Origin of the sequence: Nonomuraea sp. NPDC049784, assembly GCF_040659615.1 — a bacterium.
Lineage (GTDB): Bacteria > Actinomycetota > Actinomycetes > Streptosporangiales > Streptosporangiaceae > Nonomuraea.
Map to the genome: position 1 here is coordinate 1 of NZ_JBFAMX010001324.1, position 1,035 is coordinate 1,035.

At 72.2% G+C, this 1,035-nt stretch carries 1 protein-coding gene and 1 pseudogene; both read left to right on the forward strand.

Annotated features, from left to right (window positions below; all coding sequences use genetic code 11):
- Nucleotides 1–528 (forward strand): urease subunit beta (locus tag AB0J09_RS65760; protein ID WP_360714761.1); only part of this gene is annotated, 528 nt, incomplete at its 5' end.
- Nucleotides 525–1,035, forward strand: a pseudogene (locus tag AB0J09_RS65765) (urease subunit alpha); the annotation flags it as partial. The gene AB0J09_RS65760 and the pseudogene AB0J09_RS65765, both read left to right, overlap by 4 nt.

The following is a 1,035-nucleotide window of genomic DNA, read 5'->3' on the forward strand; positions in this document are numbered from 1 at the left end:
GCCCTCACCGCCGCCGACGTGCTGCCCGGCGTCGCGCACCTGCTCAGCGAGATCCAGGTCGAAGCCGTCTTCGACGACGGCACCAAGCTCATCGTCATCACCCACCCCATCACGGCTACCGACGACCCCCAGGCCGCACCCGGCGCCATCCTGGCCGCCCCTGCCGCCGTCACTGAACAGGCCGACCCCGTCACGATCATGGTCACCAACACCGGCGGCGTGCCCATCAGCGTCAGCAGCCACTACCACTTCTTCGAGGTCAACCGAGCGCTCGCCTTCGACCGCGCCCGCGCCTACGGCACCCGCCTGGCCCTCCAGGTCGGCCAGGTCACCGTCTTCGACCCCGGCACCACGCGGCCCGTGGCGCTCACCCCGCTGGGCGGCGACCGCGTCGTCATCGGATTCGCCGGCCTCGTCGACGGTCCCCTGGACGCGCCCGGCGCCCGCGAGCAGGCGCTGCGCCGCGCCCGCGCCGACGGCTACCTCGACACCGGCTGCGCCACCGAACAGGAAGGCCACCCCGCGTGAACAGCCCACGCTACGCCGAGCTCCACGGTCCCACCACCGGCGACCGCATCCGCCTGGCCGACACCGGCCTGATCCTGCACGTGGAGGACGACGCGCAGCTGCGCGGTGAGGAGTTCGTGACCGGCTACGCCAAAACCGCCCGCGACGGCATGCACATGAAGGCCGAACCCGTCCTCGACACCTGCGATCTCGTCGTGTCCAACGTGGTCCTGCTCGACCCGGTCGCCCGCGTCCGCAAGGTGTCCATCGGTATCAAGGCCGGCCGAGTCCACGCGATCGGCCGGGCCGGGAATCCGGACACCCTGGCCGCGGTCGACGTCGTCGTGGGCACCAGCACCACGATCATCGCCGGGGAAGGCCTCATCGCCACCCCCGGCATCGTCGACACCCACGTCCACCTCGTCTCCCCGCGCATCCTGCAGGCCGCACTCGCGGCCGGGGTCACCACCGTCGTGAGCCAGAACTTCGGCCCGACCTGGGGCTGCGGCGTGAGCTCCCCCGCCGAGC